This is a genomic window from Chitinophaga sp. XS-30 (assembly GCF_008086345.1).
GTDB lineage: Bacteria > Bacteroidota > Bacteroidia > Chitinophagales > Chitinophagaceae > Chitinophaga.
The window spans coordinates 4,863,296-4,879,873 of sequence record NZ_CP043006.1 but is presented as its reverse complement, the minus strand read 5'-3'; the positions used below and the strand labels follow the sequence as shown (position 1 = coordinate 4,879,873).

Annotated in this window: 11 protein-coding genes; 6 read left to right on the top strand and 5 right to left on the bottom strand. The window is 51.6% G+C overall.

Translation table 11 applies throughout. The features are described 5' to 3' along the window. Positions 1 to 741, bottom strand: coding sequence for an ImuA family protein (locus FW415_RS19730; RefSeq protein WP_148388474.1), 741 nt, complete (start codon positions 739 to 741; stop codon positions 1 to 3). Between the two features lie 209 nt (positions 742 to 950). Between FW415_RS19730 and FW415_RS19725 the strand changes: the two genes are divergently transcribed. Beyond that, positions 951 to 2,063: an AI-2E family transporter gene (locus FW415_RS19725; protein ID WP_148388472.1), complete on the top strand. Its 1,113-nt coding sequence runs from the start codon at positions 951 to 953 to the stop codon at positions 2,061 to 2,063. A 170-nt stretch (positions 2,064 to 2,233) separates the two neighbouring features. Then, positions 2,234 to 4,006, top strand: a complete 1,773-nt coding sequence (locus tag FW415_RS19720; RefSeq protein ID WP_148388470.1) for a carboxypeptidase-like regulatory domain-containing protein — start codon at positions 2,234 to 2,236, stop codon at positions 4,004 to 4,006. A gap of 47 nt (positions 4,007 to 4,053) precedes the next feature. Here FW415_RS19720 and FW415_RS19715 read toward each other — a convergent pair whose 3' ends face one another. Further along, a complete protein-coding gene (locus tag FW415_RS19715) occupies positions 4,054 to 5,145 on the bottom strand; it encodes an abortive infection protein (RefSeq protein WP_148388468.1) in 1,092 nt (363 codons plus the stop codon). A gap of 215 nt (positions 5,146 to 5,360) precedes the next feature. On the opposite strand from FW415_RS19715, the gene ppsA reads away from it, so the two are divergent. Beyond that, positions 5,361 to 7,766 (top strand): phosphoenolpyruvate synthase, encoded by a 2,406-nt coding sequence (gene ppsA, locus FW415_RS19710; RefSeq protein WP_148388466.1) that lies wholly within the window; start codon positions 5,361 to 5,363, stop codon positions 7,764 to 7,766. An 81-nt stretch (positions 7,767 to 7,847) separates the two neighbouring features. Next, a complete protein-coding gene (locus FW415_RS19705; protein WP_148388464.1) occupies positions 7,848 to 8,945 on the top strand; it encodes a site-2 protease family protein in 1,098 nt (365 codons plus the stop codon). Here the strand turns inward: FW415_RS19705 and FW415_RS19700 are convergent, their stop codons facing one another. Beyond that, entirely contained in the window at positions 8,946 to 9,905 is a 960-nt protein-coding gene (locus FW415_RS19700) for an arabinan endo-1,5-alpha-L-arabinosidase (RefSeq protein WP_148388462.1), read from the bottom strand. Positions 9,906 to 10,107: 202 nt separating this feature from the next. Between FW415_RS19700 and FW415_RS19695 the strand changes: the two genes are divergently transcribed. Next, complete coding sequence (locus FW415_RS19695) at positions 10,108 to 10,845, top strand: phosphatase PAP2 family protein (protein WP_168208905.1); 738 nt, start codon at positions 10,108 to 10,110, stop codon at positions 10,843 to 10,845. A gap of 533 nt (positions 10,846 to 11,378) precedes the next feature. Then, positions 11,379 to 11,909, top strand: coding sequence for a hypothetical protein (locus FW415_RS19690; RefSeq protein WP_148388458.1), 531 nt, complete (start codon positions 11,379 to 11,381; stop codon positions 11,907 to 11,909). A 64-nt stretch (positions 11,910 to 11,973) separates the two neighbouring features. On the opposite strand, the gene FW415_RS19685 is transcribed toward FW415_RS19690, so the two are convergent. Continuing rightward, complete coding sequence (locus FW415_RS19685; RefSeq protein ID WP_148388456.1) at positions 11,974 to 14,346, bottom strand: ABC transporter permease; 2,373 nt, start codon at positions 14,344 to 14,346, stop codon at positions 11,974 to 11,976. A 203-nt stretch (positions 14,347 to 14,549) separates the two neighbouring features. Further along, positions 14,550 to 16,376, bottom strand: a complete 1,827-nt coding sequence (locus FW415_RS19680) for a T9SS type A sorting domain-containing protein (protein ID WP_148388454.1) — start codon at positions 16,374 to 16,376, stop codon at positions 14,550 to 14,552. Between the last annotated feature and the right edge of the window lie 202 nt (positions 16,377 to 16,578).

Here is a 16,578-nt window from a genome sequence, read left to right as displayed (position 1 = left end):
TTATCCTGTTTTCCGTACACGTATCAGCGGTTGCTGCGCAGCATGGTCAGCATGCTCAACAAGCGTATGGAACCGCCCTTCCGCCCATTCCAATTGCCATATGCCCGGTTTGCCATTGCGCACTTTCATCAGCTCCACACGCCACCTGGGAAATCCCACACCCGGCAGCCCGTTTCCGGGGTCGCTGGCCAGCGGGGTGATCCGCCACCGGGCTATACAGGCCACAGGGTTGAGATTACGCGGCTGGTCACGAAGGATGAACCCGGTCACCCTGCTTTGCTCTACCGCCAATTGCAGGCGCCGGGACGCTGTAAAACCAATATCCCTGGTTTCTCCGACAACCGCGGCAAGCCCCTCGCATTTGAGCGCTTCCTCCATGGCCCACAACACATCTTTTTCCCTTGCCGGATCTACGAAAACGATCCGGTCCGGCTCAATACCAAAAGTTTTCAGCGCAGGAGGGAAAAGCATCTGCGATGCCCTGATCCATATACAGGCTCCGCCATCCTTCATCAGCGGAGCAAGCAGCCCGCCAACGAAGCCCGCAGTAGCGGCAGTATGTTCAGCTGCCGCACTTACAAATTCATGCAATGCGCCCACTGGGAAAACGGCATTGGGGAAAGCTGCTTCTACCGGACCAAGACCAAAACCGATCTTGCCTGCAGGCGGTGGTTTGTAACCCTGCAAAAGCAGCAACTCCTTTTGCAACTGCTGAATGATCTCTTTCTTCGTAGCGCTCATGTCTCAATATTTCCCGGCACTAAACCGGCAAGTCCGTGTGTGCTAAATTCTTTGGCAATTTATGCTAAAAAAATTAGTTCATCAAAAGTGTTTAAAATTCAGCGGGGGAGATTACTTTTTGTGCAGGATGGTTTCCCTGTATATCATTTTTCAGATCATTAAACGCTTTGCCGGCATGGCCGATGGTATGTTTATTGACATGCCTAAGCATGCAATACACCAAAGTTTTGAAAGCCGCCGCTATTCTGGCCATATTGGCATTGATCGTTGTTATTCTGGTATATGCCAGACCCTTCCTGGTCCCTGTCACCTTTGCGGCTTTGCTGGCCATGCTGCTGCTGCCCGTTGCCGGGTGGCTGCAGTCAAAGGGAATTGGAGAGGCATTGGCTGTATTGCTTTCCATACTTGCACTGGTGGCTTTCCTCGCGCTGGTCATCTTTTTGGTGAGCTGGCAGGTTTCTGATATCGCAGCAAATGCATCAAAAGTTGAAACCCGGGTCCGGGAGAAATACCAGGAAGTGCAACAGCTTGTGGCACAGGAGTTTGGCATCAGCCCTAAAGAGCAGCAACAAATGATCGAAACGCAGCAATCTTCAGCCAGCGGCAAGATGAGCGCCATGATAACCGGCTTTTTAAGCGGACTGGGAACATTGCTGACCAATTTGCTGTTGGTCCTGGTCTATATTTTCCTGTTTATTTATTTCCGGGGACGGATCAAAGGGTTTATACTGCGTCTTGTGCCACAGGAGCGGCGGAAGAAAGCATTGGCCACCATTCATGAATCGCAGCAGGTGGTACAGCAATACCTGTCCGGTTTGTCCCTGATGATCGTTTGTTTATGGGTCATGTATAGTATCGGGTTTTCCATAATTGGTGTGGAGAATGCCTTCTTTTTTGCGATGATGTGCGGACTGCTGGAAATTGTTCCTTTCGTTGGCAATATTACCGGAACGATATTGACACTGGCGATGTCGCTGGTTCAGGGAGGGGGATTGAACCTTGTGATCGGTATTCTGATCACTTATGCACTTGTGCAGTTCATTCAGACTTACCTGCTGGAACCGCTGGTGGTGGGAGCGGAGGTGAATATCAACCCGATGGCCACGATCATGGGCCTGGTGGCAGGTGAAATGATTTGGGGCATTCCCGGGATGATCCTGGCTATCCCTCTGATGGGCATCGCCAGGATCGTTTGTGAGCATGTTCCGGCCCTGGAGCCGTATGCTTATCTCATCGGCCAGGAAAAAAAAGAAAGCCGCTGGAAGAAAAAAGCAGGGGAATTTGCAGAGAAGATAAAAGCCCTGTTCAAAAGGAAAAGATAGGCCACACTCGGGAGGTCATTTATAGGTAGAATTCTCCACACTTGTTGTCTTACTTCCCCGTTGATAATCAGAGTATCCCTTCACAGTATAAAATAAATTAAAATAAAATGTAATATAAAATAAGGTTTTATTTATATCTTGCTGTGCAAAATTCCGTAAAACCCTATCCCATGAAACAATTACACCTGCTTGCACCACTATGCCTGCTCGTTCTTATCACCTGTTTTTCCTGCAATAAAACAGGAGGGGCTGGTCCCGATGGAGGCCCTGATCCCGAATATGTAACCGCGACCATCTCCGGAAGGATAACAGATGATGCGGCGAAGCCTGTTGCCGGCGCTGTGGTGGTAGCCGGTGACGATTCTACGATCACGGATGTGGACGGCGCATTTACCATCAGCAATGTTACTTTAAGCAGAGAGGCTGCTTTTGTGAAAGTGAAGAAGAATGGATTCTTCATGGGGACTAAAACCTTTGTGATCAGTGCGAATAAGAACAATCCTGTGGCGATCCGGCTTATCCGGAAAAGACTGGCCGGCACAATTTCGGGTTCCGGTGGCGGAACTGTTATGGTGCCATCCCAGGGAGGTACGATTAATTTTGAGGCCAACAGCATTGTTGATCCGGTCAGCAACGCCGCTTATACAGGCGCTGTAGCGGTAAGCGCTTTTTTTATTGATCCGGAAGCTGCTGATTTCCGGGACATCATGCCGGGTGCGTTGCGTGGCATCACTGCCAATGACGAGGAAACGGGATTGCAGTCCTTTGGTATGATGGCCGTGGAACTGACTGGTGCCGCGGGAGAGCAGCTGCAACTGGCCCCCGGCAAAAAGGCCACCCTGCATTTCCCGATCCCTTCTAAACTGCAGGCGGAAGCGCCGGCAACGATCCCTTTATGGAGCCTGGATGAAACTACGGGCCTCTGGAAAGAAGAAGGACAGGCTACCCGGGAGGGTACGGAATACGTGGGTGCAGTAAGCCATTTCTCTTTCTGGAATTGTGATGCTCCTTTCTCCATTGTGGATTTTACCGGTATCATCAGGAACCAGGCAGGCGACAATATGGAGAAGGTGGAAGTAGTGATCAGCGTGCCATCCGGCAATGACACATCCGGAAGTATTTCAGGGCATGATTTTACCAATGCGGAAGGTGTTATCAAGGGCAAGTTCCCTGCTAACAGGATAATGAAGCTGAATATATATGACAAATGCCGTGCGCTGATCCATGCCCAAAATATCGGGCCTTTTACTGCCTCTGCTGATCTTGGGGTCATAACGGTCAATTACTCTCCCTCGCAGGTCGCCTTTTCCGGCACGGTGAAAAACTGTGCTGATACACCGTTGGCGCAAGGTTTTGTAACGGTTGCACTGGAAGGTATGTACTATAATATTCCTGTTGAGAACGGGAATTTTAATGCCACGATCACCCGTTGCGGCAGCGGTCCCACTACGGCTACGCTGACTGCATATGACATTGACGGGCGTCAGTCAGGCCCGAAAGTTGAACGGTCTGTTGCCGGCGTAACGGTTGATGCGGGTGTGCTTGCTGCCTGCGGGACGCCCATCGACACATACATTAAATATTCCCTGAATGGAGTGGAATACGAGATCTTACCGCCTGCGGATACCGTTTTTTTCTCCCGGCCGTCGCAGAATTCCAGTATCACTGCCATTGGCGGCAGATGGGGCAGGAATCAGTATGAGAACATAATATTTTTGTTCACCGGTGAACAGGCGCCGGGCACTTATCCTGTTTTTCTGGTGGATATATATAGTGATGAAGGAAGGCTGTTGTATGTCAGGGAAGGAAATTTCACCACCACCTTGTCTGAATACGGGACTACCCCTGGCAGCTATATCACCGGAACCTTTGCGGGAATGCTGCGCGATTCGCTCACGAGCAACACCATTCCTATCAATTGCAGCTTCCGTGTAATCCGCTGATCTTCCAGGTACAACACCGATGAGATTTTATCAAACAGTGGCCGGGTTTAATGCCGGTCATAAAATCCGGCTACTGTTTCAAAAGCTGCTTTCCGTTCCCAGCGTTCCGGCTTGCCGCCGGTCGCGGCTATGGTGCGGACAAGGCTATAACCGGCCATGTCCAGATCAGATACCGGATCAGCAGTATGCGGCTGTGAGGGGTTGCTGAAAACGTACACAAATGCCCCCGCTACCTGTTCCTCCGAAAATATTTCCAGCAGCTGCGCAATATAATCCGCCTGTACCTGCTCATTCCGCACATATCCGGGTTTGATCACCGGCCCGCTGATCTTCCAGTCGATAATATCATGGCCGCCGGCACCGGCTTTATCGGCCCCTTCATAACAGCAACAACCAAATTCAGTGACCACTACCGGTTTGCCGTATCGTTTAAAAGCGCGGAGGCTGCTGGCATAACTTTGCTCATTGGATGCATCCATATAATGGTCCAGCCCGATGATATCGAACTTTTCCCAGTTCACTTCTTCCCAGAGGCCGGCGGAATAGGTGATGGTTCCGGTAAAATGTGTTCTTGCGGTGGCGGCGGCCTGTTCCAGGAAGGTGTTCAGATTTTTATTGTAAACCGGTATCTCCTGCCAGTTGCTGCTGAGCCTGGCTATTCTGCTTTCCAGGCTGTTCCCCGGAATGATCCCTGACGTAAAAAGGCTGGCTTCGCAGCCGGTATTCAGTATGATAGACGGATAACGTTCCCTGAGCTGTTCGGCTGCCCTGGCGGTGGCGGCAAGATGTTGCAGCACATCGGCCTGCTTTGCATGGAAGAGCCGCGGCTGTATCCACACATGCATGCCCTTTTCAGCGGCGAAAGCGGCCGCTTCGGTCAATCTTGCTATCTCCGCGCCGAAAAGGCTGATCGTATTGCAATGAAGCTCATCCCGGATGACGTTAACGTCCCGCTGCATGGCACTGCTGTTCCATTCTACGGAAAGCCGGGAAGGATCGAAGTGTGTACCGGTATCATAATTGATGCCTTTGTATGTCATGCCCCCTGAGCGGATGAAGGGACGGGCGATATTCCGCATCGGAAGGCTGACTGCCGTCAGGGCAAGACTTAATTGGCGAATGATCTCACGTCTGTTCACAGGATATTGTTTGCATCATGCAAATAAGGTTACCTTATTTAAAATTACATCAAATTAATATCCTTTTTACAGTGTTCCCGGATCAGCGAACCTGTTGATCTGCATCATCATTCCGGAGCAGGGTATCCGCTAATTTTAACCGGTAACCGTGGCAGCATATTTGGCTACCTGCGCTTGTCCGCATTGCGGAATATCCTGTTTCAAACATCATGATCATGAATACATACATCCTTCCTTTTAACAGTATCGGTCTGGCTCATTTACCCGAGGTAGGCGGAAAGAATGCCTCACTGGGCGAAATGTTCAACAACCTGCACCCCCTGGGCATTGAAGTGCCGGACGGTTTTGCGGTGACCGTAGCGGGCTACCGGGCTTTTCTGGCGCACAACGGGCTGACGGACAAGCTTCGCATTTTGCTGGATACGGTGGATAGCGGATCGCTTTCCAATCTCCCGGAAGTAGCCGGGCGCTGCAGGACATTGGTTTCCGAAGCGGTACTGCCGGATGAAGTGAAAACAGCCATCATCACCGCATACCGGGAGTTATCCGGCGGCGGGACAGGACTGCCGGTGGCCGTACGGAGCAGCGCCACCGCGGAAGACTTGCCCACAGCAAGTTTTGCCGGCCAGCATGATTCCTTTCTCAATGTTCATGGAGAAGATAATCTGCTGACTGCCGTACATAAATGTTATGTTTCCCTGTTCAACGACAGGGCTGTTAAATACCGTATCGACAATGGATTTGACCATATGACAACGGGTTTGTCCGTCGGCATCCAGCACATGGTGCGCGCGGATGAAGGCTGTGCAGGCGTGATCTTCACTATCGATCCGGAAAGCGGTTTTCAGAACGCCATTTACATCACCGGGGCCTGGGGGCTGGGTGAGAATGTTGTACAGGGGGCTGTTAGTCCTGATGAGTACTGGGTGTTCAAGCCTTCGCTGGAGCAGGGGAAAAATGCCATCATCAGCCGTAAGAAGGGCGCGAAAGAACATGCGATGGTGTATGATAACGAAGGAGGAGCGGAGCGGCCGGTAAAAAATGTTGAAACCCCATTGCAGCAACGCAATGCGTGGATACTGTCCGACAGCGAGATTTTGCAACTGGCCGGATGGAGCCTTGAGATCGAAAAGCACTACAGGCAGGCCATGGACATTGAATGGGGAAAAGATGGTATTACCGGCAAGATATACATCCTGCAGGCGAGGCCGGAGACCGTTCATTCTCAACGGAAGCACGGAGAAGTATTGACCTATACGCTGAAGGAAAAAGGAAAAGTGATCTGCAAGGGGAAAGCGGTCGGTAAAAAGATCATCAGCGGCCGCGCCTGCATCATCCATTCCCTGAGCGAAGCGCATAAACTGCAGCAGGGGGACATACTGGTGGCGGATATTACGAATCCCGACTGGAATTCGCTGTTGCGCAAGGCGGTGAGTATTGTGACCAACAAGGGTGGCCGCACCAGTCATGCGTCTATTGTAGCACGCGAACTGGGCATCGCTGCCATTGTGGGTACCGGTGACGCTACCCGGGTGATTCAAGACGGGCAGATCATCACCGTCGCCAATATTGAAGGAGATGAAGGGCAGGTGCTGGAAGGCAACGTGCCTTTCGAGGTTGCCACCACCGATCTGTCGAAAGTGCCGGAGGTGAAAACAACGCCGATGTTCATTCTGGCGGACCCGGACCGGGCATTTGAATTATCGCATTATCCGGTGGGCGGTGTTGGGCTGTTGCGGATGGAATTCATTATCAATAACAGCATTCTCATACATCCCATGGCGCTGGTGCAATTTGACCAGCTGCCGGAAAGCCCGGTGAAGAACGTCATTGCGCAGATGACTGCAGGTTACGCGAGCAAAACCGGGTATTTTGTAAATCAGCTGGCGGAATCCATTGCAAAATGCGCCGCTGCGTTCTATCCAAGAGAAGTGATCCTGCGGATGAGCGACTTCAAAACCAATGAATATGCTTCACTGATCGGAGGGCAGTTCTTTGAGCCGAAGGAAGAAAATCCGATGATCGGTTTCAGAGGCGCTTCCAGGTATTATGACCCGCGGTATGCGCCCGGTTTCGGGCTGGAGTGTGATGCCGTTCTGAAAGTCAGGAATGAAATGGGGCTGACCAATATCAAAGTGATGATACCGTTTTGCCGCACCGTTAATGAAGCCAGGAAAGTACTGCAAACAATGGAATCATTCGGACTGAAACGCGGCGAGCAGGGGCTGGAGGTGTACATGATGGTAGAGATCCCCGGCAATGTGATACTGGCGGATCAGTTCGCGGAATTATTCGACGGGTTTTCCATCGGCTCCAATGACCTTACACAATTGACCCTGGGGCTGGACAGGGATTCCGATATCGTCAGCCATTTGTTCGACGAGAATGATGAAGCCGTCACTACCATGATCGCACAGGCGATTGCTGCCGCAAAGCGCGCCGGTATCAAGATCGGGCTGTGCGGTCAGGCGCCCAGTGATTTCCCGGAGTTTTCCCGGTTCCTGGTGGAGCAGGGTATCGATTCCATTTCCTTTACGCCGGATGCGCTGATCAAAGGGATCGAAAATATCTCGCAGGCGGAACTTGTTCCGGCAACAGGCGAATTAGTTCATAAACTATGATGAACAGGAATGGACAAGGTTGTTGTGTACAGCGGCAGATCAGAAGGCGCGGCAGATTCATTCATAGCTAAAAACAAACCGATGAAAAATTCCCTTTACATAGGCAGGATTGCAGGCATACAGGTTTTTATACACTGGACGTTCCCGATCATTATATTCTGGATCATCTTCGCCAACCTTCGGCAGGGGCTGAACAGCATGCAGATCACCTGGTCTGTGATCTTTGTGCTGAGCTTATTCGTCTGCGTTGTATTACATGAATTGGGTCATGCGCTCGCGGCCCGCCGGTTCCAGATCCAGACAAAAGATATTACCCTGCTGCCCATCGGCGGTGTGGCGCGGCTGGAGAAAATGCCGGAAAAGCCCATGCAGGAGCTGATCGTGGCGCTGGCGGGACCGGCCGTGAACCTGGTGATCGTTATTGTGCTGTTCGCGATCATGCAGCTCACAAAACTGCCCACGGACTTTTCCGTCATTGCGCACGTTGGTCCGGATAATTTCCTGCTGAGCCTTGCCATTGTCAATTTGTGGCTGGCGATCTTCAATCTTATTCCCGCTTTCCCGATGGACGGCGGCAGAGTGCTGCGCGCGTTGTTAGCCATCCGCCTGAGCAGAGCGGTGGCCACGAATATTGCCGCCAGGATCGGCCAGGCGCTGGCCATCGGGTTTGTATTTGTCGGCTTTTTCTATAACCCGTTCCTCATTTTTATCGGTCTGTTTATTTTCCTTGGCGCGATGGCGGAATCGGAGCAGGTACAAACGCAGACTGTGCTGAAAGGTCATACCGTAGCGGAAGTTACCATGAAAGAAATACCCCTGCTGCAAAGACAGGATACCATTGCCAAAGCGGTGGAGCTGTTGCTGAACGGCCAGGCCAGGAACTTTCTCGTGATGGATGGGGACCAGCCCTTTGGAACGCTGGACCGGGACGGGATCATCAGGGCTTTGCAGCAACATTCCGGAAATGCGGCTGTGGATGTGGCCACAAAAAGGGACCCCGGGTTCATCGAGGCCGGCGAGCCCGTGGAAAATGCGCTGCAGATGATGCAACAGCATAAACATACCATGCTGATCGTAACAAAGAACAAACAACTGCTCGGGATACTGGATATGGAGAATATACTTGAATATATTATGGTAATGAATGCATCCGCGGCTTCACCCGGCCGGTCTGCGTGATCACGGCAGGAGCGGTTGCGCCTCCGGCTTCGGCCACCCGTCCTCCCAATGCAAAACCGCCGTTCTGAGGCAGGCCCGGCCCCTGTTTCCTGCATCATACCCGTGAAACACGAGATAATCCCTGCCATCGAACGTGCACACGGCATTGTGGCCAACGCCGTACCAGTCTTTGTCACCCTCCAGCACAAGGGTGCCGCCGCCTTTCATCAGGTCCTCGCCCTTTTGATCCGTATAAGGCCCGGTAATATGGCGTGATCTGCCAACGATCATTTTGTAGTCGCTTCTTTCCCCCCGGCAGCAGAAATCGACCGATGCAAACAAATAATAAAACCCATCTTTCCTGAAGATGAACGGCGCTTCAATGGCGCTGTTGCCGTTGGGTCTGCGGCTGGCGAGGGAGAATAAAGGCCCCTCCGCCGCTGTAAGCTCCGGATTAAGTTTCACCAGCTTGATGCCGCTCCAGAATGACCCGAAGCTCAGCCAGGGAATGCCCTGTTCATCGAATGCCAGGTTGGGATCTATGGCATTCCAGTCGTCACGGCCGGGAACGGACTGCAGTACCTTGCCATGATCTGTCCATTTAAAATCCGGTGAACCGGGATGCAGTGTTTTATTGGTAGCGAGACCGATGCAGGAACCATTCTTGCCGAAAGTGGATACGGAGTAGAACAGGTACCAGGTACCGTTATGGAAGCTGATGTCCGGCGCCCAGGTATGGCCTTTGTACCCCGGTACCGCTGCAACGGCCCATTCGGGAGCTTGCGGGAATACGGGTTTTTCCGGTGTCCATATTTTCATATCCGGGGATGACCATACGGCAATGCCCTGACCTGTGCAGAACAGATACCAGGTACTATCCTGCCGGAACATTACCGGATCATGCACACGGATCTGGCGCGCGGTAAACTGTGCGGACAAAGCTACAGGGAGCAGCAACAGGATGAAAAGGGATTTTCGCATGGGTAAAAATAATACTATCCGGGATACCGCAGCATCCTGCAAATCAGAATATTCTTTTACATTTACAGGCAGATAATGTCCGCCTATGTTATGGTCAAAATATATTAGAATAAGCTGTATCCTGCTCCTGTCTTTGTTTTCCTCAGTAGAGGCTTTGTGTCAGCGCGATTCGGCCGCCCCGGAAAAAGTGAAACTGTACCGCATGCACGTAAAATATGAGTTGCCTGCGGCAGTGGTAGCATTAGGAGCGTCCTCCTTCGGTTTTCAGGCGCTGGACCGCAGTTCGGCTTTTGATCCGGAGGATGTTGCCCGGCTTGATCCCGCCGATATTAACAGATTTGACCGGCCGGCCGCTTTCAAAGACCCGGCATTGTTTGAGCAATCGCACAAGACCTCCGATCTCTTTTTGAATATCTCCATTCTCAGCCCGGTACTGCTGATGCTGGACAAACAGATGCGGCAAGACTGGCTCGATCTGCTTACTTTATATCTCGTTTCCCATACGGTAGATAATGCCTTGTATTTTGCGGCCGCCTTTCCCATCCGCCGGGCCAGGCCGCTGACCTATAACGCGGGTCTGACGATGGAGGAGAAAACCGGCGTAGCCAAAAGCAATTCCTTCTTTAGCGGGCATGTTTCCTTTGCGGCCACCTCTACTTTTTTTCTGGCGAAGGTGCTGACGGATTACAAGCAGATCAGGGGCTGGAAGCGGATCGCCATCTTTTCGGCGGCAGCTGTTCCTCCGGCGCTGGTAGGGCATTACCGTATGCGGGCGGGAAAGCATTTCAGAACGGATGTGATCACCGGTTTCCTGATCGGGGCGGGCACCGGCATTGTTGTGCCGCAGTTGCATAAAAGCATCAGGAAGAGTCAGCGGATGTCCTTATCGCCATTTTATGGCACGGAGCAGAGCGGGTTTACGCTGAGTGTGAAGTTGTAGGTGTGGTGTGTTTGGGCTGTGTTGTATGAAGGGAAATACAATATTTATGGAACCTGACAATTATGGATAATTATAGGGGTTTATTTCCGGTTTTGCTTATCGGAATGGCAAGTGTCACCGTTATTGATACGTTGGGGGCAGTTGCTTCCAGAAAATTGAGATTTGAGTATGGGTACTTGACAGTCCTTTCATTGTCAGTGTACACGTACATCGGTTATATAGTTTCATTGGACTTTGGGCTGGAACCTGCAATTGGCACGAATTGCCTGATTGGTCTATATGATGCTACTGTTGGCTTGTGGCTGTCAGCACGTATGGGTGCATTTAGTAAAAATCCGGCGTTACACAGGGAGGCTAAAGGAATATTTTCCATCGTAACCATGTTAATGGTAGCGCTGATATTTAGTACGATTGGATATGGGTTGACGTTTGTGTGAATTTGAATCAAAATAATATATAAAAATGTTATATATTTCGAAGCTCTTATTGAAAGTATTTTGAAATAATCTCTATACCCTTGAAATTAACTATTTATGAAGAACCTGTTGTATGTGGCACTGTTGACCCTTATTGCCTTTTCAGCTTGTAAAAAGAATGAAAGCAAAGAGGATGATATTCCTCTTGATGAAACGATCGGTACCTGGCAGTTTACCGCAGATGGAAGGACTTTCAGCGGAAAAATTGTTACCGCCGCCTTTCTGAATTTGATTGGCGCCAGAATGACCTTGTATGGCATCTTTGAAAATGGGACTACTGATAGCACATTTAACCTGTCAGTAGCGTTTCCCGGCAGCAAGATCGAGACGGGGACCTATAAAACGGAGGAAACAGGAACGGACTTTGCACTGATGACTTTGCCGGAAGGGACCGTTATCTATGCTGCTAATTTCTCATCAGCGCCCTTGCCTCCATTGGATGGCCAAGTCGTAAATATCAGTATAGATACTTATGACAGCACTACGAATACGGTAAACGGTACCTTCTCCGGGGAAGCTTACACTATTGACGAAGGAGTTGTACAGATAACGAATGGAAAATTCAAAGCAAAAGTAACGCAGTTATAAAAGAAACTGCCGATGCCATTTGTGTCTGCAATTTCAGGATGCGGGCGCAAATGGCAATTGATTATTATTCCGCTCTCATCGCCCGGGCAGGATTGGCGCCCGCTGCTTTCCAGGCCTGGAACAATACGGCCAGCGCGGAGATCAGGAATGCTACGCCTCCGGCTGCCAGGAAGAACCAGTACTGCATATCAATATGATAGGCGTAGGAAGACAGCCAGTTACGGCTCAATACATAACCCAACGGCAACGCGATCAGGATGGCCAGCAATACCGGCCTGGTGAAGTCCCGGGACAGCAGGAAGATGACATTGAGGCTGCTTGCGCCTAGTACTTTCCGTATCCCCACTTCCTTGAACCTCCGTTCTGCCGCGAAAGCCGACAGGCCGAATAAGCCCATGCAGGAGATCACGATGGCCAGTATGGCAAAGTAACCGGACAGCGCCGCAACCTTGTTTTCAGCGGCATACTGCGCCTGGAAATCCTGGTCCAGGAACTTGTAGTCGAAAGGGAAGCCGGGATTTTGGGCCCGGGTGAACCGCTCCAGCTGGGTCACGACTTCACTTGCCTTGCCGCCTGCCACCTTTACCATCACCCTGTTGGTGTTGCCCGGTTTGTATCGCATAAACATCGGGCCTACCTTTTTATGCATCGATTCAAAATGAAAATCCGCCATCACGCCGATGATCTGCATATCGTTTCCCCAGAGGGTGAATACCTTGCCCACAGGGTCTTTCAACCGCATGGCGCGGATGCCGGCTTCATTAATGATGATGGCGGTGGTGTCAGCGCCGAACTTCTCCGAGAAACTGCGCCCTTCCTTCATTGTTATGCCTAAGGTCTCTATCAGGCCGGTGTTCACATCGGCGCGCTGGAACCTGATCATCTCTTCTTCATTACGCCCTTCCCAGCCGAAAGTCCCTGTTGTGTAACTGAGATCTCCCAGCAGCTCACGATCAATACTGGAAGCATTGACCACGCCATTCATTCCTTTTACGGCATCGACAACATAGTTCACCCTGTTCCTGAAAGTACCTTCGATCTCGAAATACAGCACATGCTCCCGGTCGTACCCCTGGTTTTTGTGCTGTACGTATTCCATTTGTTTGTACACGATCAGTACGGCCACGATCAGTATCACGGAGAAAGCGAACTGGAACACTACCAGCCCCTGCCTTGCCCAGAGCGCCTGGGCGGAGAGGTTCAGCTTCCCGGTCAAAGCTCTCACCGGTTTCAGGCCGGAGAGGTAAAGCGCGGGGTAACTTCCCGATATCAGGCCGGTGACAATGGCAATGGCCAGCAGACCCGTGATCAGCCTTGCGTCAAATTGCAGGGAAAGCGCCTTGCCCGTGATCTTGTTATATTCCGGGAGCAACAGGCCCGTTGCCACTAACGAGATGATCAGTGCCATGAAAGTGATCAGCAGCGATTCCAGGAGATATTGCACGATGAGTGAAGCCCTTGGCGCGCCCATTGCTTTTTTTACGCCTATTTCTTTTAGCCTTCGTGAAGCTCTGGCTGTAGCAAGATTCATAAAATTGATACAGGCTATCAGCACAATAAAAACCGCGATCAGCGAGAATAACCGCACATAATCTATCCTTCCGCCGGCCACTTTGCCATTTTCAAACCTGTTGTACAGATAGGCATCGGCATATGGCCTGGCCAGCAAGGTATAATTTTCCTGGCCTTTGCTTTTCATAAAGCCGCTGATGCGGTCGTTGAATTGTCCGGGATCAGTGTTGTCTTTCAATAACACAAATGTTTGCGGCCCGTAATTCCCCCACTTGGTGTATGCGCCGTTGCCGGCCCTGAGCATTACATCCAGCGAAACGAGGAAGTCGAATTTTTCCGATGCGGCCGGAGGCAGGTCTTTGAATACGCCCGTGATCTGTGCAAGGCTTTCCGCTTCCATTTCCGTATTGGTCCATATCAGTTCTTTCCCGGTGACGTTTGTTGTGCCGAACAGTTTCCGGGCCAGGCTTTCCGAGATCACGACCGTATTCCGGCCGGATAGTACGTTCTCTTTATTGCCGGACAGCAACGGGTATGAAAACACTTTGAAGAAGTCTGCTCCTGCAAACCTGCCCGCGGCTTTAAGTGCGGGCTGACCTTTAGTGCCTATCCTGCTTTGTGCCAGCCAGAAGCCGGGGGAAGCGGTTACGGCACTTTCCACGCCGGGTATTTCTTCGGCCAGCGCATCGGCCAGGATGCCGGGAGTGCCCTCCACGGTGTTCACTGCGCCGCCGAGATGCTCATTTTGCACTACCTGGTAAATGCGGCTGCTGTGAAACCTGTCGGTCTCCATTTCGCTGATCACCCAGAGACAGATCAGCAAAGCACAGGTAAGCCCTGCGCTGAGGCCGGTCAGGTTGATGAAGAACGAGCTTTTATAGCGTTTGAAGTTTCTGAAGGTCAGTAACAGGTGTTGTTTAAACATCAGGGAACATTTACCGGCCTGATCCAATCGGCGTGCCATTTTATAAGCGCCCCGCCAGATGCAGGTATGGGCAAATATCACCATTTTTTTTGTTCGGATATGGACGATGGGTGTCCGGATATGAACAGGCGGGCATTGGACATGCCCGAAAACAACAAGGGGCTGATCAGCTCAACCCCTTGCCAACTTCATGGTCCCGGTTATTATTCCTTGAGGAATTTCAGCCGGATATTTTTTCCGCCGCCTTCTGCCTGCAGTATGTACATTCCTTTGGGCAACCGGGATACGTCTACCTGGCAATTGGTTCCTTTTACATTGTTCATGACCGTTTGTACCTTTCCGCTCATATCGGTTACGGCTATACGATAGGCTCCCTGCGGGAGGGCATCCAGCTCAACGTACACGTAATTCGTCGCCGGATTGGGATAGAGGCGTGCCTGTTTTAGCGGGGCTGCGGGCTGTTTGTAGGACAGTAGTTCACCACCACGCAGCAAGCTGCCGCCCGATGTACCGGATTGCACCATCCATATCCAGCGGTTGCTGCTGCTGTCTGTGCCGGCGAGGCTGAAAACGCTGTCCACCGTCACAGCGCTGTGACCAGCTCCGGCCTGGAACGTAAGTATCTTGTCGCCGTTGAGCGTGTTGTACAATGCCGTGGAGGCAGCGGGCGGATTGGTGCCGCTGGCATCGTCCGCGCCATGCCATACCCAGTGCCGTCTGCCGGTGCTGTAGGTTGCAAGCGGGGCATAGTTGGAGAACCAGTGTGTAGCTACACTAATGGTCGTGGAGAACAGGTCGCGGTAGGGGCTGTTGTGAGACTGGTCATTCGTGATATACCCCCACATGCGGCCCACGCCGCCGCTTACACCCACAATATGGAACAGGTCGCGATTCGTGGTGTCGATTTCAGCGATATGCGAGAAGAAGTAGTTGATATCACTGGCATAATTCGGGAGCCAGTAACCGCTGTTGTAAGGGATCGAGAACACCTCCCAGATGATGGTGTCCCCGGGGCCGCGCACGGTACGGCCATCCCAGTTGATCCCCAGATCGTTCAGCAGTTTCTGCGGGGATTCGCTCTGGTAATTGGTGCTATCAATCACACTATCGCCGATAAAACTGATGAGGATATGCCTTTCTCCGCATCCCGCAGCGCGGAAATAGCCGTGATCGCGCCCATTGAATCGCCAGTTTACCTGTGTGCCGGGCACATAACCCTCCGGACCACCACCGATATCGCAAGGCACGGCAGTATCGTTTTTGGCAACCATCCATAGCCAGCGGTTGGTGAGGGTATCCGTTCCATGAAGGGACATGCAGCTGTCCCAGGTTGAAGCCCCGTGGCCTGAGCCGCTTTGGGCGGTGAGGTGTTTGGTGCCATTGAGCGTATTGTACAATGAAACGGATGCCGCGGGGGGAGTGCCGGGATTGGCGTCCGCAGTTCCGTACCATACCCAGTGCCGCCGGTTATGACTGTAAGCGGCCATCTCGGTAGTCTGGCCCAGCCAGGCACAGGATTGACTGATGGTAGTGGAAAATATATGGCGATAAGGACTGTTGTGATCCTGCAAATTGGTCATAAAGCCCCACATCCGGCCTACGCCGCCGCTCAATCCTTCCATGTGAAACCTGGAATAGTCGGATGTGTCGATGAAAGCGATATTGGCGAAAAAATAGTTGATGTCCGCCGCATAATTGGCCATGAAAGTAGCGGAGTTATGCGGAATGGTGAGCACTTCCCAGATGATGGTATCCCCTGGGCCCCGTACGGTACGCCCGTCCCAGTTAAGGCCCGCATCGTTCAGCCATTTTTGCGGCGCCTGATTCTGGTAGTTGGAGCAATTGGTTTCCCCATCGCCCGTAAAGGAAATAAGGATATGTCTTTCTCCGTTGCCGGCCGCTTTAAAATAGCCGTGATCACGGCCGTTGAAATTCCAGCATACCTGTTCGCCCGGTGTGTATCCGGAGGGTTGTGCGATGGCGGCAAAATGGAGCAGGAGAAGCAGGGAAAAGAGTAAAGATTTTTTCATTGATAGTTTTTTTGCGGGTTAAAGTTGAAAAGGGAAAGGGTTTTATCTGTAAAGAAAGCAGGCCGGCATCAACTCTGCAATAACACGAAACTGGGATTACACTGCGGTGGTATTGCATTTATTACGGGAGAAGGCAGTACCCGATTTTTTCACGGGTTTGTAAAAATAACAGTACCGGAGCCGCTATAGCCGTTTTGGGCCA